This is a genomic window from Prevotella sp. 885 (assembly GCF_002265625.1).
In the GTDB taxonomy this organism is placed as follows: domain Bacteria; phylum Bacteroidota; class Bacteroidia; order Bacteroidales; family Bacteroidaceae; genus Prevotella.
The window spans coordinates 16,476-39,257 of sequence record NZ_NOVE01000036.1 but is presented as its reverse complement, the minus strand read 5'-3'; the positions used below and the strand labels follow the sequence as shown (position 1 = coordinate 39,257).

15 protein-coding genes and 1 pseudogene are annotated in these 22,782 nt (G+C 47.4%); 6 read left to right on the top strand and 10 right to left on the bottom strand.

Annotated elements, in window-relative coordinates:
• The 4 genes and pseudogenes from CHL74_RS16270 to CHL74_RS10635 form a co-directional block, all read left to right on the top strand.
• Positions 1-103: pseudogene (locus tag CHL74_RS16270) on the top strand (ISAon1 family transposase); the annotation flags it as partial.
• A 63-nt stretch (positions 104-166) separates the two neighbouring features.
• Positions 167-856 carry a hypothetical protein gene (locus CHL74_RS10645; protein WP_141241306.1) on the top strand — a complete coding sequence of 230 codons (690 nt, stop codon included), beginning with the start codon at positions 167-169 and terminating at the stop codon, positions 854-856.
• Between the two features lie 36 nt (positions 857-892).
• Positions 893-1,561, top strand: a complete 669-nt coding sequence (locus tag CHL74_RS10640) for a hypothetical protein (protein WP_141241305.1) — start codon at positions 893-895, stop codon at positions 1,559-1,561.
• 755 nt (positions 1,562-2,316) lie between these two features.
• Positions 2,317-2,841 (top strand): 3'-5' exonuclease, encoded by a 525-nt coding sequence (locus tag CHL74_RS10635; RefSeq protein WP_094881133.1) that lies wholly within the window; start codon positions 2,317-2,319, stop codon positions 2,839-2,841.
• A 66-nt stretch (positions 2,842-2,907) separates the two neighbouring features.
• Here CHL74_RS10635 and CHL74_RS10630 read toward each other — a convergent pair whose 3' ends face one another.
• The 4 genes from CHL74_RS10630 to serB all read right to left on the bottom strand — a co-directional run bounded on the left by CHL74_RS10630 (position 2,908) and on the right by serB (position 8,779).
• Positions 2,908-4,257 carry a sigma-54-dependent transcriptional regulator gene (locus tag CHL74_RS10630; RefSeq protein ID WP_094881132.1) on the bottom strand — a complete coding sequence of 450 codons (1,350 nt, stop codon included), beginning with the start codon at positions 4,255-4,257 and terminating at the stop codon, positions 2,908-2,910.
• Between the two features lie 57 nt (positions 4,258-4,314).
• Positions 4,315-6,762: an ATP-binding response regulator gene (locus CHL74_RS10625; protein WP_094881131.1), complete on the bottom strand. Its 2,448-nt coding sequence runs from the start codon at positions 6,760-6,762 to the stop codon at positions 4,315-4,317.
• A gap of 209 nt (positions 6,763-6,971) precedes the next feature.
• On the bottom strand, positions 6,972-7,274 hold the full coding sequence (locus CHL74_RS10620; protein WP_094881130.1) for a hypothetical protein: 303 nt from the start codon (positions 7,272-7,274) through the stop codon (positions 6,972-6,974).
• Between the two features lie 260 nt (positions 7,275-7,534).
• Positions 7,535-8,779: a phosphoserine phosphatase SerB gene (gene serB / locus CHL74_RS10615; protein ID WP_094881129.1), complete on the bottom strand. Its 1,245-nt coding sequence runs from the start codon at positions 8,777-8,779 to the stop codon at positions 7,535-7,537.
• Between the two features lie 212 nt (positions 8,780-8,991).
• Here serB and CHL74_RS10610 point away from each other — a divergent pair, with 212 nt between their 5' ends.
• Both CHL74_RS10610 and CHL74_RS10605 read left to right on the top strand, forming a co-directional pair.
• Positions 8,992-13,866: a RecQ family ATP-dependent DNA helicase gene (locus CHL74_RS10610; RefSeq protein ID WP_094881128.1), complete on the top strand. Its 4,875-nt coding sequence runs from the start codon at positions 8,992-8,994 to the stop codon at positions 13,864-13,866.
• Between the two features lie 41 nt (positions 13,867-13,907).
• Entirely contained in the window at positions 13,908-14,843 is a 936-nt protein-coding gene (locus tag CHL74_RS10605; RefSeq protein ID WP_094881127.1) for an immunoglobulin-like domain-containing protein, read from the top strand.
• 74 nt (positions 14,844-14,917) lie between these two features.
• On the opposite strand, the gene CHL74_RS10600 is transcribed toward CHL74_RS10605, so the two are convergent.
• The 6 genes from CHL74_RS10600 to CHL74_RS10575 form a co-directional block, all read right to left on the bottom strand.
• A complete protein-coding gene (locus CHL74_RS10600; RefSeq protein WP_176452233.1) occupies positions 14,918-16,078 on the bottom strand; it encodes a M56 family metallopeptidase in 1,161 nt (386 codons plus the stop codon).
• A gap of 56 nt (positions 16,079-16,134) precedes the next feature.
• Entirely contained in the window at positions 16,135-16,548 is a 414-nt protein-coding gene (locus CHL74_RS10595) for a BlaI/MecI/CopY family transcriptional regulator (RefSeq protein WP_094881125.1), read from the bottom strand.
• A gap of 285 nt (positions 16,549-16,833) precedes the next feature.
• Positions 16,834-19,032, bottom strand: a complete 2,199-nt coding sequence (locus CHL74_RS10590) for a fimbrillin family protein (protein WP_094881124.1) — start codon at positions 19,030-19,032, stop codon at positions 16,834-16,836.
• 184 nt (positions 19,033-19,216) lie between these two features.
• Positions 19,217-20,176, bottom strand: a complete 960-nt coding sequence (locus CHL74_RS10585) for a fimbrillin family protein (protein WP_094881123.1) — start codon at positions 20,174-20,176, stop codon at positions 19,217-19,219.
• Positions 20,177-20,266: 90 nt separating this feature from the next.
• Positions 20,267-21,334, bottom strand: a complete 1,068-nt coding sequence (locus CHL74_RS10580; RefSeq protein WP_254923277.1) for a DUF5119 domain-containing protein — start codon at positions 21,332-21,334, stop codon at positions 20,267-20,269.
• Positions 21,331-22,599, bottom strand: coding sequence for a DUF3575 domain-containing protein (locus CHL74_RS10575; protein WP_094881121.1), 1,269 nt, complete (start codon positions 22,597-22,599; stop codon positions 21,331-21,333). The genes CHL74_RS10580 and CHL74_RS10575 overlap by 4 nt, the downstream gene beginning before the upstream one ends.
• Positions 22,600-22,782 lie beyond the last annotated feature (183 nt).

The window sequence follows — 22,782 nt, the reverse complement described above, 5'->3', positions numbered from 1 at the left end:
TGCAGAATCTTTCAATGCAAAAGTCAAGCATTTCAGAGCACAACTTCGGGGTATCATTGACAAGAAATTCTTTCTCTTCAGACTAACAAGATTGTATGCTTAATCCACACACTTTTTCAGGTGAGCCGTAATTTTCCCTGATAAGTATGCTTCAACTCCGTTCAAAGTGATGATAATGAACCGGGAGGCTTATGATAAGGGGCATGTGTCATATAGTCTCAATCAAGATGGTATTGCAAAAGAGATTGGAGAAGAAATTATTCCTTTCAAAGCCCAAAGAACATTACGTAGTCGTCTGCGTCAATATCTTAGCTTGATTCATCTATTGTCAAATAAAGGTTTTAATGAAGTTTCAGAGAAAGAGGTAATAGACTTTGTAAACCAATCTGACAATGATGATTTAGTGTATTACCTTTCTGATGCAGCTTATATCAACATTAAGAAATCTGATGGTAAAAAGCGCTCAGTGCGAAGTGACTTAAAGGAGTATGCAAAGAAAGGAATTGAAGTGTTGAAAGAGCAGATTCGATTCTGTAACCCTTCTGTCATCTTGGGTGGTGATGTGTGCTACAACATAATTGACAATCTGTTTGATTGGGGAGAGGAGCTTTATGGTGGAGATGGCTATAACCCGGTAAAGATATATGAGTTGGTGATAGATGGTAAATCATATCCATTTATAGATATGTTCCACCCATCAAGAACTCAAAAATATAAGGATGGTGACGAAAAAGAAAGTATGTCTATGTATTTTCTTGAATTATTCAAAGCTATGATTAGTGTTGAGAAAGCACGTCCTGGATACTGGAGTAGTCATATGAATAATAAATGTTTTGAGGCGAGTGCCTTAAAGTAATAATAGTTCATCTTAATAGTGATAATGAGTCTTCTCATGAAAGAAATCGCATTTGATTCATTGCTGCTGATAGCTGCTGACGATGTTAGTCAGCAAGCTATCAATCAGCTTCGCTCAGAAGGAATGTATTCCATCGAGGACCGTTCTTGCACACTTATCAATATGGTAGTGGTATCTACTGCCGAAGGAGCAGAACATGTTCATCAGGTATTGGAGAACCACGAACGTGCCAGAAAGAATGTAGTCGTAAAAATGACTCCGGAACTCTGCATCAAGGATGAATCTGATATCGACTCTATCTTGTCTTTCCTTCCAGAGCCAGGCTGCAATCCATATATGGAGTTGAAGCACTTCTTGCAAGTGTACCATGAGAATGTGGAGATACATGGTATGGTAGGCTTTGATTTCAGAAGTTTCTCCGATATCATCAGAGGAAAGAATGAGGTATCTATCTATTCTTATGAATATCAAGACGACATAGCTGAGGCTATCAGCCACTTAAAGCCAGTCAATCTAAAAGACAATGGCAAATATCTTCTGTCGTTTACAGTTGGTAAGTACGACGAGAAACTTCTATCCAAGCAATTGGCTTCTCTTAACGAATACATGGATACCTTCCCCGAAGGGAGCTGCCTTTACTGGACATACAGAGAAGCAACTCCTCAAAAAGTAACTTTATTTGCTTCTATATCTTCAGAGCAATAAAAGGAAACGTTAATGGAGAAAGAATTCCCTCCGTAAGTATATTAGCTTCATCGTCCATCGAAAGTAGTTTCATCGGATACCGAAACTACTTTCGTTGCCCGATGAAGCTAACTTCGTTTTTGTGCTGCAAATATGCAAAATCACCTTTTTTATTTGCTGTAAAGTTAGCAAAATCCCCAAATTTAAACAAGCAAATACTTGCAAAATCCCCTATTTTGATTTTTGTTAACTAAAATAGAACGCAGTAACTACTCATGCCATAGGGGTGCTGGGTAGTTACAAATATCGTGCAAAGAGTAAAAAGCTGTTACAAAATAAAAATTGATTCTAGAGTTCCATATTGCTGTTTTTACGGTGTTTTGCTGTGCAAACAGCACCCGAGCTTAACAATAGCGCCACTTTTACACTGCAATAGTGCCACTATTAGAGTGTAAAAGTGGCGCTATTGCATGATAAAAGTGGCACTATTGCAGTGTAAAAGTGGCTCTATAGCAACCCAATGATGCTTGTTTTGCTCCGTCATTCATTGCACACTTCTCTTCTCAGCTGCATAATCAGCTGTATGTCAGCATACTATCGCTGCACGCTCAAAACTCAAGAATTTCGTACCAAAGATTTTGTTGTGCGCTCAGCTCATAGTATTGAGCATTAGAGATGCAAATATTGTGTCGGATGACATGCCTTAATACGCAAGTTTTGCATACCTTTGTAGAATATAAAACGGAATGTATAACAAGTATTAAAGAAAAATCAGAATGCAAGACTTTGCTGCAATAGATTTCGAGACTGCCAACTACGCGCGGTCGTCTGTCTGCTCTGTTGGCGTTATCATAGTGCGTGGCGGTGAGGTGGTGGATAAGTTCTACTCGCTTATCAAGCCCGAACCTGAGTATTATAATTACAGGTGCACTCAGGTGCATGGTCTCACTGCTGCTGACACCGACGCTGCGCCCGTCTTCCCCGAAGTATGGGCACAGATTGAGCCGAAGCTACGCTTGTCTGCCGATGAGCAGAAGCGGTTAGGAAGTGAGTATCTGCCGCTTGTGGCTCATAATAAGGCGTTTGACGAGAGTTGTCTGAAAGCCGTCTTTCGGGTATATCAGATGGATTATCCCGATTATCCTTTCTTCTGTACGCTCGTCCGTTCTCGCAAGGTTTGGCCACAGGGACATCACAATCTGGACATTATAGCGGCACGCTGCGGTTATGATCTGACACATCATCATCATGCACTGGCGGATGCTGAAGCCTGTGCAAAAATTGCGTTGGAAATACTATAATATCCTTCTGATTGTGAAAGGATTGGAGGTTTATAAGGCATGGAAAAGTTAGGGGTGAGAGTGGGGTTACTCTATCCCTAACTTTTCCATTTTATTGTATATGGTCTTTCGGTCTATTCCGAGCAGTCGTGCTGCCTTTGCCTTGTTGCCATTGGTCTGTTGCAGGGCGGCTACGATGCGTGAACGCTCTGAGTCTTCGTCGTACAGGGCTGTTACTGGGGCAGGCTGCGTCGGTCCCATAGCGAGTGTCAGCTCTGTGGCGGTGATGAGATTGCCGCGGGTGAGGAGTACGGCGCGTTTCACGACGTTGTTAAGTTCGCGCAGATTGCCAGGCCATGAGTGGGAGGCAAGCAGTTCGGCTGCAGCCGAATCGAAACCTTCCACCGAGCGATTAAGCTCCTCGTTGGCGTGGCGCATGAAGAGGTCGGCAAAGAGGAAGAGGTCGGTGCCGCGCTCCGAGAGCTTCGGCATGTAGATGGTGAACTCGTTGATGCGGTGATAGAGGTCTTCGCGGAATCGTCCCTCGCTTACGGCATCGGCAAGGTTCTCGTTCGTGGCGCATACCAGGCGTATGTCGATGGGAATCTCCTCCGTGCCACCGACCGGTCGGATGCGGCGTTCCTGCAAGGCGCGAAGTAATTGCACCTGCACGTCGTAGCTCAGATTGCCCACCTCGTCGAGGAACAGCGTGCCACCGTTAGCCGCTTCGAAGGCGCCGCGCTTGTCTGTATCGGCACCCGTGAACGAACCTTTCTTATGACCGAAAAACTCTGATGCAGCTACGTCGCGTGGTATGGCGCCGCAGTCGAGGGCGAAGAACGGTCGGTCATGTCGTGGGCTGAGGTCATGAATGCGGTGTGCCACATATTCCTTTCCCGTGCCCGAAGCTCCGAGTATCAGTACGGACATCGGGGTGGGCGCCACAAGTTCCACGTAGCTATAGAGCTGTCGCGACGCCTCACTCTTTCCCTCAATGTAGCGTGGCGCGGTTTCCGGATTTTGAGTTTTGAGTTTTGAATTTTGAGTTTTGGGCGTTGGATTTACTTGCTGAGCATTCTGATCCATCGCATCGTTGATTTTCTGCAACAGGATGTCGGGCTGCACAGGCTTGGCAATATAGTCTGCTGCTCCCGACTTCATTGCAAGGACAGCGTTCTGCACTTCAGCGTAATTGGTCATTACGATGAATGGGGCATAGATGTTATGTTCGTGCATCCATGCGAGCAGACGCAGTCCGTCATGGTCGGGCAGACGCAGGTCTGAGAGCACAAGGTCAACTCCGTCGTTAGGCGAGAGCAGTTTCACGGCAGCTCCCACCGACGTGGCCTTGTCCACCTCGAATCCCTTCTTGCGCAACCAAGTCTGTAGCATTGTGCCAAAAGCAATGTCGTCTTCTACTATTAATATATGTGGCATATCTCAATATATAGTGTATCCTTAATATCTTCTACGAAGCAGAAATCTTCTGCAAAGTTATAGGTTTTTTATTTGTTTGAGCCTTTCTACGAGCTGAATTGTCAGTTTCTCACGCTCTTTTTCTTCTGTTTCGCCGATATGTTCGGGCGTAAGTGGCGTCAGCCAACTGTTCTTTCCCGGCTGTATCATCTCCAGCAGAGGCATTGCCTTGTGTGCCGCCTTGGCTATCTGGTCTGCGTCGGAAACGTCTTTCAGCATATCGAGATATTCATCTATTGACTTGTGTATGTCGTCGATAATCTGTCGTTCGGCTTCTGGGTCGCCGTCGGTGAAGGGCAGTAGGGCAGAGCGTAGGCTGTCGGTTTCCGTGGCGCTGCTTTCCGCTTTCACCTTTACTATGATGCCGGTAAGCTGACAGATGGTTGCGGCGAGAGTCTGCACGTTGAACGGCTTGAACAGGCAGGCGTCGAAGCCGTCCTTGCGAAGCTGAGGCATTATGCTTTGTTCGTGGGCGGTCATTGCCACGAACGTTGCTTCCATTTTGCTGCGTATGCGTCGCATGATTTCACTACCGTTCATCTCCGGCATCTCTATGTCCGTGAAGACAATACGTGGCTTCATCTCGTTGGCGAGACGTATGGCTTCGTTGGCATGTGTGGTGGTGACGACGTTGAGGTTTATGCCTTCCATTCGTGAGAACATCTCTGTGAGCAACTGCTGCTGCAGCTTGTCGTCGTCCACGATTAGCACGGATATATCCTTAGCGTCATGGGATACGGTGGCGGCTTCCTCAGATTTATTATTATCTATCTTGGCTGTAGCTATTACGGGTGCGCTATTGGCAAGCACTTCCACGGGAATAACAACCTTAAACTTCGATCCGCTGCCCTTACGCGAACTGACGTTGATGGTTCCGCCGAGCATCTGCACTATCTCGCGTGTTATGGACAGTCCCAGACCTACGCCCTCCTTGCCTTGTGCGCCGGGCAGACGGGTGAATGCAAGGAAGACGCGCTGCTGTTCCTCCGGCGTCATTCCGCATCCCGTGTCCGTAACGCTGATGGTCAACCGTGCGTTAGCCACAACCACGGTTACGGTCACCTCGCCCTTGTCGGTGTATTTAATGGCGTTGCTCACAAGATTGTTTATCACCTGCTTTATGCGGAACGCGTCCGAACGACACATCATCGTGTCCTCCATGCGTATGTCCGCCGTCAGACGCAGATGCTTCGCCATAGCTTGCGGCTGCATGCCGTCCGTACACTCGCGCACAAGCGAAGCCGGCGCAAAGCTCACCTCATGCAGTTCCGCCTTGCCGCTCTCCAGCTGGTGATAGTCCAGCAGGGCAGAGACGAGCTGTAGCAGATGCTTTGACGATCCGGCAATGCTCTGCAGATAGCCCACGGCTTTGGGGCGGTCAACGTATTCGCTGATCAGGTCGATGAATCCTGCTATTGACGCAGCCGGAGCCTTGATGTCGTGCGTGATGGTCAGCAGCAGACGTTCGCGCTGTTGCATTATACGTTCGGTTTCTGCCTTTGCCTCAAGGATGCGGTTGCGGTCGCGACGTTCCCGGCGTATGTCTCGTAGGATGTAGACCACGAGAATGGCTGCCGAGAGAATGGCGAGCAGTCCGAGTCCTACTATCCTTATAATCATAGCCCGTCGTGAACTGATGGCTTTGTTGATGGTCTTGAGCAGGGCGTTGTGCTCGTCGGTCTGGATGTCCTCAAGCAGTTGCTCCGTGCGCCACGCCAGCTGGATGCTCACCAGCTGCAGTTGGTTGTTGCGGTTGGCTATTATTTCCTGTCGTTGTCCGCGAGCCCGTTGTTCGTCATGATGAATTTCTGCGAGGGCGTTAGCCACGGAGTTGGCGATGTTTAGTCTGTGATTGACGGTGTCGGTGGGCTGTTTATATATGTGCGTCATGCCTACGGTGTCAGAGTGTTGGCGTCGGAAAGCGTCGCCCAACCGTCTGAAGAAGCCGCGTCTGCTCTTCACTATCTCGTACACCGTCTCGTGTTGTTCGCGTCGTTCTTCCGTCTTTGGATTGATTACCACAGAGTCAATTCCGCTATGCAGCGCCCGCAACTTATTTGAGAAGTAGATGTCGCGGCTGTCCTTGCCCAGTTCTGCCATTACGAGCAGTGTGTTCTCGCGTTTGCAGTTGAGGAGATCAATGAGCGAGTCGAGTCGTTGCTGCTTCATGGTGTCAGAGAGCAAGGGGCGCAGTTGGCGTGCCTTGTCCATGGAGTTGTTGATGGCATGGCTGAACCGTTGCCATTCACCGGCGTCGCCGAGCAGTATGGATCGTTCGGCGTTGCCCGTCTCAAGCATCGAATAGACCAGAGAGTCCACAATGTCGCGGCGTGCCAAAAGCCTTTCTGAGGCGCGGTTGACGGCTGTCAATGATCGGGTGTTGTCATAAATCATCCATGTGGCTGACAACAACACAATGGCAAGAAGCCCATAACCGACAAGAATCTTTATACGAGTGCTGAACATGTCTTACTTTTTTTATTATTTGAACTTGCGAAAGTTCAGTTACTATCATATTCCTATTCTTCTATACATATATATAACGCAGATTGCAGTTTTTTATTTTATGCACGAAAAAAGCCTGTATCTCTTGCTCACGCAAGACGATACAGGCTGAAGCGGCTTGGGGTATTTGGCAATTATGTCAGGAAATGGATATGAATGTGTTCCTGTTATTATGCCACGTCAGGAGTGACGTCAGACTTTGTGGTGTCCACCTCTGTTGAGTCAGAGAACATCATCATTGCTGTGTCGTCTGATCCTGCTGCGCTTACAGTTGAGTCCTCAGTTTGTGCTGGTGTCTCAGCTGGAGTTTCAGCGGGCTGCTCAGCGGGCTGTTCTGCCGGTGCCACCGTGTCCACTGTGGTTGTGTCCTGCGGAAGGGCGGTGCTGAGACTTGACATTGAGTTGTTAGCGAATACGTTGCTTACTGATACCATTACGAAAGCTGCGAAAGCTGCAAAAAATAACTTCTTCATATGCGTAAATTTTTTATTGTGAATATTATTGTTTATTAGCTGAACTTTGCTTGAACTTTCTGGGTTCGTTGCGTTGTTCGACTAATATAATGCAACGGGCGTGCCAAAACAATACTTGAAAGCTTAAACTGCTGGAAATCAACAATGTAAGAAAATCAGTACGAAAACGAAGAAGTGTGGAAGTGTAGAAAAGCGTGGAGCAAGTGTAGAAATTTTCCACACTTGCTCCACGATGTTATGCTATAAAATGCAGATAAAGATCAGAACTTTCCCTGCTCGCCAAGATAGCTGTCCTTAAAGCCGAGGAAATATAGCACGCCGTCGATGCCGATGGTGTTGAGGCTCTGCTTTGCGTTAGCCACCACACGCGGCTTGGCATGGAAGGCGATGCCAAGTCCGGCTTCGCCCAGCATAGGCAGGTCGTTGGCTCCGTCGCCCACGGCAATGGTCTGCGCGAGGTTCACCTTCTCCACCTGTGCGATGAGCTTCAGCAGTTCTGCTTTTCGGTGTCCGTCCACTATCTCACCGACGTAACGTCCCGTCAGAATGCCGTTGTCGTCCACCTCCAGTTCGTTGGCGTATACATAGTCGATGCCGTACTTGCGCTGCAGGAACTCTCCGAAATACGTGAATCCGCCACTGAGAATGGCAATCTTATATCCGCAACGCTTCAGCACAGCCATTAGGCGGTCCACTCCCTCCGTGATGGGCATCTTTTGGGCGATTTCCTCGAACACCCTTGAGTCGAGTCCCTTCAGCAGCGCCACACGGCGTGTGAAGCTCTCCTTGAAGTCGATTTCGCCTCTCATGGCGCTCTCCGTGATGGCTTTCACCTCGTCGCCCACGCCGGCACGCTCAGCCAGCTCGTCTATGCACTCGGTCTGTATGAGCGTTGAGTCCATATCGAAGCAGATCAGTCGGCGCATACGTCGATACATATTGTCCTTCTGGAACGAGACGTCGATCTCCATTTCCGAAGAAATCTTCATCAGTTCCTCCTGCATGAGAGTGCGGTCAGTGGGAGTGCCACGGAGCGAGAACTCGATGCACGCCCTACGGTTTTGCTCCGGGTGCTTGATGCTCATACGTCCGGTGAGTCGTAGGATGGAGTCGATGTTGAGTCCCTGCTTTGTGATAATCTTTGTGGCAGCCTCAATCTGCTTTGCCGAAAGGCTGCGTCCGATGAGCGTGAGGATATATCGGTTCTTGCCCTGCTGGCCCACCCACATCTCATACTGGTCGTCCGTTACGGGCTCGAAGCCTATCTGCACGCCCAGCTCAGTGGTCTTGAACAGCAGCTCCTTCATCACCTGACCGGAGTCGTCTTCGTTTATACGGATGAGGATGCCAAGAGAAAGAGTGGAGTGGATGTCAGCCTGGGCGATGTCAAGGATCTTCGCATCCTTGCTTGCAAGAATCTCCATTATCGATGCGGTAAGACCAGGACGGTCATTACCAGTTATTCTGATCAGAATCTGTTCTTCCTTAATTTCGGTTTTTTCCATTTATTATTTTTGTGAATAAAGTTTCAGTGCCATAATATCTGTTGTTTTGCTTGTTTATGCAAAGTTAACGAAAGTCTTTCAGAAAAAGCCTGATTTTAGGTCGATTTGCTGTATTCTTGCGTAACTTTTGCTCTATGTATGCTATGAAGTTGGATATATTTTGCTATTTTTGTAGCTTGAAAAATCTTGCTTAATAACAACCTTTACAACTTATGTCACTTTGGGATAGAATCTTAGATACGATAAATATAGGTGGTGCTTCAAGCTCTTCCGACAACTACATTACGTCATTAAGGCGTGATGCAGACAGCTATGCCTTTGTGGATGTGGAGGTTGGCGTAAAGAATCATAAGATTCAAGACATTGGAGCGTTGCGCCATGACGGGGCTACTTTTCACAGGAATTCCAAGGCTGACTTGCTGAATTTCTTGTCTGATATAGATTTTGTGTGCGGTCATAACATTGTGCATCATGACGCAAAGTTTCTGTTTGGCGAAAACATGCAGCGATGGGCGCTTGTTGACACTTTGTATATGTCGCCCTTGTTGTTCCCCGAACGACCCTACCATCGACTTGTGAAGGACGACAAGCTGATGAGCGATGAGATGAACAATCCCGTGAACGACTGCGAGAAGGCTCGCGAATTACTCTTTGATGAGATTGCCCGTTGGCGTGGTTTGTCTGAACGCAGGCAGCGCATTTATGCCTCTTTGCTTGCGGATATTGACGAGTTTAATGGTTTTATGCAGATGGTTGGAGCTGAGACAGGCTCAAATAATCAGATTGCAGAGCTGATACGCGAAGAGTATGACGGAAAGATTTGCACCAATGCCGATATCCGTAGGTTGGCAAGAAAATATCCTTGTGGATTGGCTTATGCTTTGGCCCTGATTGATACTACGGACCAGCGGTCGGTCACTCCGGCTTGGGTGCTGTTTAATTATCCCGAGGTGGAGCATGTCATACGTCAGCTTCGCCACACGCGCTGTGCTGTGGGGTGCAAGTACTGTGACCGGCAACTTGACGCCCGCTATAACTTGAAGCGTTTCTTCGGTTACGACTCGTTTCGTACATACGACGGCGAGCCGTTGCAGGAAAATGCAGCACGTGCTGCCATTGACGGAAATTCGTTGTTGGCTATATTCCCGACAGGAGGAGGCAAGTCGCTTACGTTTCAGCTGCCTGCATTGATAGAGGGCGGCAGCGTACGCGGACTGACCGTAGTGATATCGCCTTTGCAGTCGCTCATGAAGGATCAGGTGGACAATCTTGCCGACCGTGGCATAACAGAAGCGGTGACAATCAACGGATTGCTCGATCCTATATCACGCTCGCTTGCCATAGAGCGTGTGCAGAGCGGTGACGCTTCACTGTTGTATATATCCCCCGAGATGCTTCGCTCGAAGACCATAGAGAAGATACTCATGGCTCGTCATGTGGTGCGATTTGTCATTGACGAGGCACATTGCTTCTCGGCTTGGGGACAGGATTTTCGTGTTGACTATCTGTATATAGGCAGGTTTATAAAGGAATATCAGGAGCGTAAAGGTGGCGGCACACGCATACCTGTGTCGTGTTTTACGGCAACTGCAAAGCAAAAGGTGGTTCAGGATATTTGCGACTACTTCAAGCATTGGCTAAACGTTGACCTGAAGCTTTTTGCATCATCGGCTTCAAGAAAGAATCTGCGCTATAAGGTGATACACGTCGATACTGACGAGGACAAGTATGGTCAGCTGCGCGAACTTGTAAGGATGGCGTCATGCCCGACCATTATATATGTGTCGCGCACGAAGCGTACACACGAACTTGCCTCAAAGCTCACTCGTGACGGAATGAAGGCTCTGCCGTTCAACGGCAAGATGGATTCTGACGAGAAGATAAAGAATCAGGATGAGTTTATGTCGGGTAGGGTGGACATCATCGTTGCGACATCGGCTTTCGGCATGGGCGTCGACAAGAGCGACGTAGGGCTTGTCGTGCATTACGACATATCAGATTCGCTTGAGAACTACGTGCAGGAGGCTGGACGTGCAGGACGCGACCCGAATCTTACGGCACAATGCTTTGTGCTGTACAGCGACAACGACCTTGACAAGCATTTTATTCTGCTCAATCAGACAAAACTCAGTCTTAGTGAGATACAGCAGGTGTGGCAAGCCGTAAAGAGCTTTACACGTCAGCGTCAGCGTGTGTGTTGTTCGGCACTCGAAATTGCACGTCAGGCAGGTTGGGACGACTCGGTGTCGGACATCGAGACTCGTGTACGCACCGCTCTTTCGGCACTTGAGCAGAGCGGCTACATAGAGCGTGGCAACAATGTGCCGCATGTTTATGCCACGGGCATAACTGTGAAGAACATGGATGAGGCACGTCAGCGCATTTCTGCTTCTTCGTTGTTTGAGAAGGATGAGGCGGAGAAGGCTGTGCGCATAATAAAGTCGCTGATTTCGCAGAAGCACATCTCAAAGGCACAGGATTCGGAGGCAGAGTCGCGTATTGACTATCTCGCTGACATTCTCGGAATGAATAAAAAGGAGATTGTGTCTGCCGTGGAACGTATGCGTCAGGAAGGAATACTCGCTGACAGCAAGGACATTTCGGCTTACATGCAGGATGTGGGTTCGGAACGAAAGGCTAAAAATCAGCTTGAGTATTTCGCTCAACTTGAGGAATACATAATAAAGCATATTCCAGACGAATCGCTGTGCATATCTTATAAGCAGCTTAACGACAATGCTGTGCGCGACGGGCTGGATAGGTCGACTGAGAAGAACATCCGAACATTGCTCTACTTCCTTGTAGTGAAAGGCTACACTCGTAAGAAGGAAGATGTGTCGCGCAATATTGTAGTAAGACGACAGTCGGATATGGAGTCGACATTGAAGCGATTTGAAAAACGATTGAATATATGTCGTTTTGTTGTGGACTGGCTTTACCGTATGGCTGAGAGCATGGACGATGAGGCAAAGAAGAGCGGGGCAGTACAGTTTTCGGTCGTAGAGCTTCTTAATGACATTAAGGCAGAAGTCCAACAGCTGTTCTTCGATACTTCAGAGCTACAGTTGGAGGACGTGGAGGAGGCGTTGCTCTATCTCTCCAAGATAGGTGCGCTTAAGCTTGAAGGAGGATTTCTGGTGCTCTATAATGCTATGGACATTCGCCGACTGAAGGACAATCGCCTACGCTATAAGCAGGACGACTATCGTACGCTCAATGAATTCTATAAGCAGAAGATTCAGCAGATACATATAGTGGGCGAATACGCCAATCTGATGGTCAGCGACTATGACGCTGCCCTGCAATATGTGCACGACTATTTTCAGATGGACTATCGTCAGTTCATCGGCAAGTACTTTAAGGGCAATCGTGTGAATGAAATCAACCGCAACGTTACTCCTGCCAAATATCGCGAGCTTTTCGGACAGTTGTCGGCTCGACAGAAAGAGATTATAGAGGACCGTGAGTCGCGTTGTATTGTAGTGGCGGCAGGTCCAGGCAGTGGCAAGACGCGCGTGCTGGTACATAAGCTTGCGTCGTTACTCTTGCTTGAAGATGTGAAGCATGAGCAGCTACTTATGCTTACATTCTCGCGTGCCGCTGCTACTGAGTTCAAGCAGAGGCTGATGCAGCTTATTGGCAATGCTGCCCACTTTGTTGAGATAAAGACATTCCATTCTTATTGCTTCGACTTGCTCGGGCGTATAGGCAATCTGGATGATGTGAGTGGTGTGGTGGCAAAGGCTGCCGAGATGATAAACAATGGCGAGGTGGAGCAAAATCATATAGGCAAGACGGTGCTTGTCATAGACGAGGCACAGGACATGGGCAGTGACGACTATGCTTTGGTTTCGGCTCTGATGGCTGTTAATGAGGATATGCGTGTGATTGCCGTCGGCGATGACGACCAGAACATCTATGAGTTTCGTGGCTCCGACTCGAAGTATATGTATCAGCTGAGCAAGGAACCGGGTGGACGTTTCATAGAGATGACTGAGAATTATCGCAGCTCACGCCTTGTTGTAGGAGCAGCCAACGATTTTGTTAGGTTAATAAAAAACAGACTGAAGAAAGCTCCTATTTTGTCAATGAGCAATGATGACGGTGAAGTAAGAATTACACGCCATACCTCCAAATACATGTTTCTGCCCGTTGCCGATGACATAATGAAGCGTGGTAAGGGCACTTCTTGCATACTGACGCAGACCAACGAGGAGGCTGTTGTTATGCTTGCGTTGCTGAACGGGCGCGGCGTGAAGGCTAAGCTGATACAGTCGTTGGATGGTTTGCGGTTTTCCAATCTTATGGAGATGCGCTACTTCATGAAGTGTGTGGACAGCAGAAAGCGGTCACCTCTCATCACTGATGAGGCTTGGGAGGAGGCAAAGCAGAAGACTTTCAGCAAGTATGCCATGAGCAAGAGCCTGCAATATGTGCGTCGCTGCGTGGAAATGTTTGAGCAGACCAACCGTGCCAAATACTATAGCGACTTGCGTGAGTTTGTGTTCGAGTCGTCTGTGGAGGACTTCTGTGATGTATCAGATGCCGAGGTAGTGGTGTCTACGGTACATAAATCGAAGGGTCGTGAGTTTGACAATGTTTATATGCTGATATCCGATAAATACAATCACACAGACGATCTTCTGCGTAGATATTACGTAGGAATTACCCGAGCCAAGCATAATCTCTATATCCACACCAATGGCGACGTATTCGACTGTATACATAACTGTCAGCATATCACGGATTCACAGCAATATGCAGTGCCGGAGGAGATAGTGCTGCAACTCTCGCATAAGGATGTCTACCTTGATTATTTCAAGTATAGCAAACAGGAAGTGCTTGCTTTGCGTGGTGGTGACGAGCTGACTTATAATGCTCCGTATCTGTGTAGCGCTCCAACCGGTCAAGCCATTGCCAGACTCTCGCAAGGCATGTTAGACAAGCTTGTGAAATGGGAAGCCAAGGGCTATCACGTGGCGACAGCCAATGTACGCTTTATTGTGGCATGGAAATCTAAGAATGCAGCAAAGGAAGAAAAAGAATTGGCTGTTCTGCTCGCAGACTTGATGTTGAGGAAGAATTGAATATACAATATTAATCACAATATATAAACCAACTACCGCTTATGAAATACTTATTGTTTTTACTGTCAACTTTTGCTGTTGCCTTTGGTTGCTCATCACAGGCACGTCAGGCAGAGAATGCTTCGAATGCTGATTCGGCTGTTGTGGCTGACGTAGCCGATAGTGAATATACGGATATAAGCAAGTTGCGAATCACTCCGATTGGCAGATACCGTAGCTATTACACTATGTTCTACCGAGTGTCAGGGGCTACCACTACGGGCAATATGGCTTATACGTTGACGATGAAAGACAGTGTAGCAAATTGTGATGAAAGCAGTTTCTGTTATACAATGGCCAACCTGCATGGTCCGAACAGCTCATATGGAAATCGCTTTGAAGTATATAAAAAGAATGCAGAAGGATGGGGTAGAATGCCTTTTAAAGGTGGTTTCACTGATCTTGGCTATGAGTTGCTAACAGGTAAGTCTGCAGAAATGGAATTCTCCTCAAATAAGTTTGCCACTCCATTGAAAAATGGTACTTACAAATTATGCAAGAAAGTGCATTTCAATATAAATCCGCATTTTAAGTTGACATCCGACAGTATCGTTCCGACAGCGACTGGCAGTATGTGTGGAGCTTTCGAGTGTCGTGTCCTGTCGTCACGGTCAGACTCTATTCGTATGATTGTTATTAACCATACACAGAACACGTGTCGTTTGTCTGGGCTTCCAAGTATTCTTGATGCAAACACACAAAATCGTCATCCTCTGACGCGATCAGGTACGACGAAAGCTTATGAATGGATGCAGGCTAACGGACAGATAAAGCCTGGTGAGGGAATTTTGCTCGTAATTCCGACTTCATGGAATCTGAAGGATATCGGCGACGCATACAAGAGAAGCTATTATGAAAGTGGCAGACTCTCGGAGGGCGTATATAGCGTGTCAACGTTAATGGAGATAGAGTTGGAGGCAGAGTTCAGACTGAAATGAATTAAGCTGATTATGCAATAAACAAAGGGAATGTAAAAATACAGTAACAGTATTCTTACATTCCCTTTTCTCTATTATTTAAGCTTGAAAGTTATCGGCACGCTGTACTTCACATTTACCGGTTCGCCCTTCTGCTTGCCTGGCTTCCATGCAGGCATAGCCTTCACCACACGTATAGCCTCTTCGTCAAGAACGGCATGACCTGCTGACTTTGTGATGTGTACGTCGCTTACGGTTCCGTCTTTTCTGATAACAAATCCGACGACAGCCTTGCCTTGCTGCTTTGCTTTGACAGCTGCCTGTGGATATTTCATGTTATTCATGAGAAATTCCATCATTGCCAATTGTCCGCCATTGAATTCGGGCATCTCCTCTACGGCGTCATGGATTTTCGTTTGGGTGGTTGTCTGTGGGTGAGTCTCACTTGCCGTTTCACTCACATTCTTACCATTGGCAAAAACGCTGACTGCCAATGTAGCCACCGGGATGACAAGTAATGCCTTAAGCATCATCCATCGGTTTGATCTTTTCTGGTTCATCATAATGATTCTTCGTTTTAGTGATTCTTTGTTAAGGTTGTTGGCAAATGGCTGCAGACGATTGCCGACCGCCTTGACTACAAGAAATTTTTGATATTGTGTTGCATCAATGCCTTTGTTTAAGACTGACTCATCCACCTCAAACTCGTGTATGGCTTTAAGGTTCTTGCCGATCAGCCACACGAACGGATTAAACCACTGTATGATAGTGGCGAATTGAAGAATGATGAGGTCTATGTAGTGGCGCAGGCGTATATGCTCCTGCTCATGCGTCAGTACGAAACAGCGGTTATTGGCATAGTCGTCGTGGCTCATCACAATGTAATGGAAGAGGCAGAACGGACTTGTGGCATAATCGGTGAGGACAATGACATTGCCTTTGTTGTCGGTGATATGCTCGCATCGGCGCAGACGCAGCATCAGAGACATAGTCTGTATCGCTGTCAAGGATAACATAGCCACGCCACCGAGTGTATATATGCAGATAAGGATGTCTGTCAGACTCCATACAGACTGCTTGTTTGCGTTGCCGTCTATCAGTATTTCAGGCAGTTGAACCGCCTGACGAACCATGTCTATCGTTTGATTTGTGCCACCGGTGAAATGAATCAATGGAATTATGAATGACAGGAGCAGGCATCCAAGGACAATTATTCGGTTTAGACGATGGAATGTCTCCTTTTCAAGCAATGGCATAATGCAAGTGTAGAGCAGTGCCAAGGTCAGGGCTGATTTTATAATATAAGGTAGTATCATAGGTCTGCTGTTCTTGAATTGTCTCTTTTCTCCGTTCCTTTGTCTATCAGACTTAGTATCTCCTCCAGTTCCTCATCCGAGATGTTCTCTTCTTTAACAAAGAACGATATCAGCGAGTGTAAGCTGCCGCCAAAGAACGATTTCTTAACTTCCTTCATAGCCTGTCGCGTGTATTCGGCTCTTGTTACGAGAGGGGAAAACACGTAAGTCTTGCCACCGCCGTCACGCTTGTAGGATGTGACGTATTTCTTGTGGGTCAGAATCTTCATAAACGTGGCAATAGTGGAGTAGGCGGGACGGGGTTCGGGATAAGCGTCGATTATCTCGTGCGTAGTCATGCCACGACCGTTGTCCCACAGAATGCTCATTATCTGCATCTCGCCACGTGTTAATGTATTGAATTCTTTCATCTTTCCAATGATTGATGGGTTTATCTAATGTTTTAGATTTTCTATTGGCAAAGATACGTCAAAAGCCGATTCGTTGGTTGCGGATATAACCATAAACTGTTTGTAAGATATTGATTTTAACGTATATTATTAGATATAGGCTACGGCGATACGCCATAGCCTCCTAAGTTAGCGCATGCTGCTAATGGGAATGCAAACTGTAGGAGTTGGATATAAAGAGAGAGGGTGTATCAAAAAAACTGTGTTTGGACAGTTGTTTGATACACCCTCTGATTTGGTTTATTGTTATTTCCTACGAGCGGCACGAATCTTATGTGTCGCCATTCGTTCTCCTATTACCGGTTCACTACCGCTTGAATATACATACGCATGTGTGTTATCATCGGCTGCGGTAGAACTCCAATATGTACCAGACAAGGGATATTCTATATCTGTAATTCCCTTTTGCTCATTGCTTGCAGGGAGATACCATACAATGTCATTTTCCTCTATGTAAGGAACATAGAATATAACCGTGTTTCCATCAGTATCTTTTTGTTCTCTTTTTTCTACATTAAATTTGTTTCTCATTACAGCCATCTTAGCTGCAAAGTTCTTAACTGTCTCGTAATGACCTCCCTCGGTTTTCTTATCTTGCCATTTATAACCAAGGATTTTCAAGTTATCAAAGTCGTTTTCCAATTCACTTATAGAACCAATGTTCTTGAATGTATACAGTTTTCTGGTATTTTCCAATCCGTCATCAGCACTCATTCCGACATTCAAGCTATTGTTAATAGCTGTATAGTCAATGGTCGCAGTAGTTATTGACTTGAACCAAAGGTGGAATGTATACTTTGTTGTCAAATAGTCTACATCTGCCGTTTTGTATGAATTGGCAACCCACTTGAATAATAGTGCTAAGAAGCCTTGATAGCTATATTCTACCTTTCTGTCCCATAAGAACCCGAAAGGACAGTTGCCTTCATTGTCCTTTTCAAAGCGTTCATATCCTACATTGTTACCATTCCAACTTGGACATTTCTGTGTAATGGTCTTCTTGTATGCATCAGCATCTGAAGAACCATCTACTTTCAATGTAATGGTTATGTTGCGATCGGTATTGCCTATGTTCTCAGGAATGAAAACGTATGCGTTTGTTTCAAGGCTGCCAGTACCAGTAACAGTAGCTGTACCTCTTGCGGTCTGGTTGGTTAGCTTTTTACTTATAATTTCACCTTCGTCATTTCTTTTGATTTCAACATATTTATCAATCCAGAATCCCTGCTTAGCGACATTGAGTGCTCCGTCTTCTGGGTTGTCCAACAGTACCGATATGTCAATGCCGTTGTATATCTCTCCGTCTATTTTTGCGGTGAGTGTCCATTTGGCATTTGGCTCCAAATTGCCTATTTTAACCTTTATAGGTTCTACAATATAGTGAGCATCAAGCATTTCTGATGTATTCTCAATGTTCAGCTCATACTCAGGTGTAATCGACAGGCGGTAGGTTACGGTTTTGCCCATTGGCCATTCTGCTCCGTTGAGAGATGCGCTCAGAATGCGGTCTCTGCCTGAGATGTTGTCGTGGAACTCTACCTTCAGCTCGCTGTCTGCGCCTAAGGTTTGGGGCAGAAGCATGAGTGTGGATTCGCCCTCGTTGAGGTCGGTGCCGTTCGGAGTAGTGCCAGTTGTCGCCTTATTTGGTGTGACGGTGTAGTTGGCTGTGCCGTCGTTGAGAGCCCATGTAGAGCTAACCATGTCGTACGAACCGGAGTTCTTTACGTTGGTGATGCTAACGCTCTTGATTGTACCGGCGGTCATTTGTGCGCCAGTCTTTATCTTTACAGCGGTGCAAAGGTGCTTAAACTGCAGACCTACGGGGATGCAGTTGCCCTCTTTGGCGGGACTGTCTATGAAGTCTGTAGCTGCGGCAACGAGGTCGCGCTGATCTTTTGCTTCTGCGGGAGTGGTGTACTGTAGGGTTGTGGCTGTCGGTGAGTTGGGGACACCCTGGAACGTGGCATCCGTTGGAGCCCATGCCAAGAAGCGGAGCTGGCGGTTGGAGCCTGGCCAATAATAGATGCGTTGTGGCACCCAATTCGTTCCGTTGTTGGTGGCTATCTCGTTCATGAAGAACTGTGAGCCGATATTGCCGTCTTCCTTGTATGCTGCCACGACATTAAACTTGTCGTACATTGTGGTCTGCATGGCGGCGCGCGTCATAGGCTTGTTGTCGTCGTTGCCGATGCCGTCCGTCACAATGGCTCGTACGCAGAGTGTGTCTGCGGAAGCGTCAGAACGCAGTACGTAATGAGCTACGGTCTGTGCGTCGTTGGCATTGGCAGCGCGTGTTTCGGCAGCGTCAGTCACTCCGAAGCTGATGCCCTCGGTGCCCTCCGCCTTTCCGAAGAAGTCGTCGCTGCTGCATGAAAAGAGGGACGCTGACAGGAGCACAGCAGCGATGCTGGCTGTCATTTTATGTATGTGCAGTAATCCTTTCATCTTATTTAGTTTTTTTTGTTGTTAAAGATAAATTGTGAGTGTAAGGGGAACATTCAACCCCTTACACCCTGTGACATTTCTTTGTCTATGCTCTTCACTCATAAGCGATGCTATGGGTGAAGAGCGTGTTATCTATCATAGGTCAGCGTACGGATAGGAACGCAAACTCTATGAAAGGAGTTGATTACTTGATTGTGTAATCCTCGTTTGTAAAAGCGCCCCAACCCTCAACATTAGCTTTGAACTCGATTGGGAAGAGCTGCTCGTTCGGATTCGGGTTGATGTTGTTCTGGTTGATCTCAGCAACGTAGTTGTAGCTCTTGCCCTGTTTCTGTGTTGTCTCGATTGTAACTTCGTGGTGGTAGTCTGTAGTAGCACCATTCTGGTCGAGAGTAACGGTGAATTTTACGATGTATGACTCTTTCTTTGCTGTCGGGATGAGATACATGTGGTCAGTTGTGCCTACACCTCTAGCTGCTGCGAGGTCTGTAACATTTGTGCTCTCGAAATTTACAGCAAGTGTCTGGTTTGTAGCGTTCCATGTTGCATTCTCAGCTGCAGGAGTGATGGTACCATTCAGGTAAGCGTTGGTAATCTTTACGTCCTTAACGCTAATCTTAGCAGCAGCATTCTCAGGGAATGTGTTCTTGAAGGTGAACTTAACACGAGCAAGTTCGTGAGAGAAGTTGAAGTTAACCTTACCCGGAGTTGCTGTAAGTTTCTCTGCTGTTGTCAGCGGAGAAGCCTTAGCATAGAGGAGGTCTGTTACAGCATCGTTCTCGAATGTGATTGTACCGCCATTTACGTTGGCTGCGAAAGTAACACCCTTCTCACCGTTCTTAGGAGCGATAGCCTCGAAGTTGTAGGTGTAACCTGCCTCCCAATACTGAATAGGTGAGTATGCGCCAGTCTTGGCATTTACCTGCTGTGCATTGAAAATCTGATTGTCACCGCGCCAGCCGTATACCTCAATATTCTCAAGGCTCTCGAGAGTTACGTCGTCAGCAGCACCACGTGTGCTCTTGTCTACGAATGATGAGAAACCGATAGCATTACCCTTAGCTACCTCTACAGTCTCGTCGTTGTTGCAGGCTGTGAGTGCAAGACCCATAGCAGCCATACCCATAATAAAGAACTTCTTCATATTTGTTAAATTTTTGAGTTGGTTGTTGATAAATTGAATATAAAATTAGAAATGTTTAAGTCGTTGTTTAGTGTGTCAGTCGTTTTTGTGTTATTTCAGCGGAATCACGATATCCTCGTAATCTCCCCAGCCGTCAACCGAAACGTCGAATCCTGATCCGCCTTGCTTGCCGTCCTCGTCAGAGATTTCCAGACCCTTCACCACGATTACGCCGCCCTGAGGCTGAGCTTCAATCTGCTTTGTGACGTCGAAGTCGAAACTCTTTATAAGTCCGTTCTTCAGTCTTACCTCTAAGTTGAGCGCATAGCTGCGCGGTCCTCGTGTGGGCTGATAGAGCGAGTTGGGCCAGTCAGGAACGCCGAACGACGTCACAATGGCTTGCGCTCCCCACGGTTCCAGAGTGCAGTCGTATAGTAGGGTGGCTGCGTCGGTTGTGGTATGACCATTGTTCATATATACTGATGCTGCCATTCCCGAGAGCGCTCCTCTCACAAGGCTGACATACTTCAGACCCTTGCTGAACTCGTATCTCACGAGATACTTGAACACCATCGGGTGCATCGTCACGTTCATCATCGGCATTTCTGTCGTACGCTCTGACGTATACTTTGCGTTATAGTTGCCATAGAGCATGTCAGGCATTGTCACCGTAGGCTCGCCCTTTGCGTCGTTGTTCTTGAAGGGATTGCCCATATAGGTGGATCTGGTTCGTGTACGCGTCGTTGCCTTTGCCGAAGCGAAAGAATACATATCGTCAAAGAGGATATACTCCGTGTCGTTGTTATAGAACAGCAGCTGATGGTCGCCCGGCTGCAGTCCCACTACGCCGCCTTCCGCAGGCATATTGATCATATCGTTGACGCCCGACTCGCTGAATACGTGCATACGCAGTCCGGCAGGGACGGCAGGTCGCAGTCCGTCATAGGTCATGCCATACTTCTCCGGCCATTCAGCCTCCGAGCCCCAAGCCTTTTCGTTCAGATTAAGCTCCCATTCCTGCTGGTATGTAGCCACGACTCGGAAGTCGTACTTAGGTGAGTGGACATCATGGTCGAAGCACAGGTCCTTATGCTCACATGAGGTGAGCGTGGGCATGGCGAGAGCCATAGCGCACAGTGTGCCGATCATCAGTCTGGCTGATTTCTTGCAGTTAATCATTTCTCGCCTCCTTTCTTCGTTTTCGTGTTGTAGTTGCCATGTCCGAGGAGCCATACAAGCGAAACCTCCAGTTTAGTGGGTCCAATCCACTTGCGGTCCTTAGTGGCTTGCCATACGTAGTGTCCGTCGAGCGGAATATACTCATAATAACGTCCGCCCATATATCCAGCAGCGAGGCTGAAGTCAATGTTAAGTCTTTTTGCAATCGGCATTGAGTAGCCGTATTCTGCACCGACGGTGTAGCTCATGCGGTCCCAGAGAGTTCCGCCCGGCACGCCGCCCATATATCCCTTTCCTCCGAACTCGAAGTCGTAGGTGAGCATCTGTGCGTTCAGTCCGATGTGGTGTCCCTGCAGCGGCTTCTCGGCAGCCTTTGCTCCGAAGTACTTTCGTACGCTGAGTCCGCCTCCGTAGATGCGCCAGTAGCGATGGTTATTGTTATGGTTCCACCATCCGTACATCCAGTCTGCTGCTACCGTCCATCGCTTTCCGAGCGAAACCTCCACTCCGATGTTAGGCACGAGGAGAGCGTCGTAGAGCATATTGGTCTTGATGGCGAAGTATGCGGGAGAGGTGGTGTCCACCTCAATGATTGGTTCCGGCTCAACCACAGTCTCTGTCTGCTTGGTGTCCTCCACCGGCTTCTCCACTATCTCCGGTTCCGGTGTCTCATACTTCTTTCGTATGGTGACGAGGATGGCGCTGGCGTTTCTTATGGATGGGAAGAACTTGTCGAGCATATAGTTCCATGTACGTCCGTAGTTCATGTCCATGAGTCGCTTCTTGCGGCTGTCCACGAGCGCTCCTTTTTTATTATATGTATATTCCGGAGTTTCGAGCAGCTGGTGTAGCACTTCCTTCTTGTGAGGCATATCTGATTGCTCCACGTAGTAAGCGAGCTTGTCCCAGGGGTCAGACCATTCCTGACGTACGACGATGCTGTCCTGCAAGCTGATGCGCTGGCGCACATACTGCTCCATGTTGGCGCAGCGACGCTTGGCGAGCTTACGGTTGAACGCATTGCCACCTTCAGGTGATGCCGATCCGCAGAACGTCACCTTAGTAAGTTCGAGTGTGGTGTCGTTAGTGACTTCGTTAAGAAACTCTATAACATTGTTAAGGTTGGCTTCGTTGTCAGCGAATTTGGTGTCGAGAACGCTCGATGCCACCCTAAATCTGATACAGACTTCCTTCTTGTTGTTGTCTTGGGCTGATGCAGTCTGCATGGCGAGCGCCAAGAAGAAGAGTGCTATAAATCTTATCATATAGTAGTCTTGTATTAGTCAAGTTTTTAATTATTGTGTTTAGTTCTTTGTTTTGTGTGCTTCTTCGTCATTAAGCATAGTCGTAGCCTACGGTGTGATTTATGTCACCCCGCTTAGTTTTCGGATGCAAATATAGTATAATGGATTTAATCGTGCAAGCTTTCTGCAAGAAAAAAAATACTT

Bases quoted from the DNA above. Each gene is read 5' to 3' on its own strand.
- serB (WP_094881129.1), bottom strand. From the start codon at position 8,779: ATGGAAAAAACCGAAATTAAGGAAGAACAGATTCTGATCAGAATAACT.
- CHL74_RS10575 (WP_094881121.1), bottom strand. From the start codon at position 22,599: ATGATAAGATTTATAGCACTCTTCTTCTTGGCGCTCGCCATGCAGACT.
- CHL74_RS10610 (WP_094881128.1), top strand. From the start codon at position 8,992: ATGTCACTTTGGGATAGAATCTTAGATACGATAAATATAGGTGGTGCT.
- CHL74_RS10600 (WP_176452233.1), bottom strand. From the start codon at position 16,078: ATGCCATTGCTTGAAAAGGAGACATTCCATCGTCTAAACCGAATAATT.
- CHL74_RS10580 (WP_254923277.1), bottom strand. From the start codon at position 21,334: ATGATTAACTGCAAGAAATCAGCCAGACTGATGATCGGCACACTGTGC.
- CHL74_RS10605 (WP_094881127.1), top strand. From the start codon at position 13,908: ATGAAATACTTATTGTTTTTACTGTCAACTTTTGCTGTTGCCTTTGGT.
- CHL74_RS10635 (WP_094881133.1), top strand. From the start codon at position 2,317: ATGCAAGACTTTGCTGCAATAGATTTCGAGACTGCCAACTACGCGCGG.
- CHL74_RS10590 (WP_094881124.1), bottom strand. From the start codon at position 19,032: ATGAAAGGATTACTGCACATACATAAAATGACAGCCAGCATCGCTGCT.
- CHL74_RS10630 (WP_094881132.1), bottom strand. From the start codon at position 4,257: ATGCCACATATATTAATAGTAGAAGACGACATTGCTTTTGGCACAATG.
- CHL74_RS10640 (WP_141241305.1), top strand. From the start codon at position 893: ATGAAAGAAATCGCATTTGATTCATTGCTGCTGATAGCTGCTGACGAT.
- CHL74_RS10585 (WP_094881123.1), bottom strand. From the start codon at position 20,176: ATGAAGAAGTTCTTTATTATGGGTATGGCTGCTATGGGTCTTGCACTC.
- CHL74_RS10625 (WP_094881131.1), bottom strand. From the start codon at position 6,762: ATGTTCAGCACTCGTATAAAGATTCTTGTCGGTTATGGGCTTCTTGCC.
- CHL74_RS10595 (WP_094881125.1), bottom strand. From the start codon at position 16,548: ATGAAAGAATTCAATACATTAACACGTGGCGAGATGCAGATAATGAGC.
- CHL74_RS10620 (WP_094881130.1), bottom strand. From the start codon at position 7,274: ATGAAGAAGTTATTTTTTGCAGCTTTCGCAGCTTTCGTAATGGTATCA.